This window comes from Pantoea sp. S62, from assembly GCF_016658625.1.
Lineage (GTDB): Bacteria > Pseudomonadota > Gammaproteobacteria > Enterobacterales > Enterobacteriaceae > Pantoea > Pantoea vagans.
On sequence record NZ_JACVVI010000087.1, the window covers coordinates 1 to 211 of the forward strand.

Below are 211 nucleotides of genomic sequence, written 5' to 3' on the forward strand. Positions count from 1 at the left end.
CGGAACCGTAAGCCAGCTGTGTAACGACCTGAAAATTCAGTTTGAGGGCGATAAGAAGATCACGCTGATTATCTGGCGTAAAGAAGACGTTATACGGGTTATGGGGGAGGAGCACGTAACGGCGGAAACCGCCGCCGAAATCGTCTGTGACCTCGCCACATGGGACAGGGATGCGCAGCACGAGGCGGGCGTGGGAGCCGAAACCCTCCGC

General features: G+C 57.3%; 1 pseudogene. It reads left to right on the top strand.

Features of this window, described 5'->3' with window-relative positions:
- Positions 1–211: pseudogene (locus IBT54_RS25035) on the top strand (DUF1380 family protein); the annotation flags it as partial.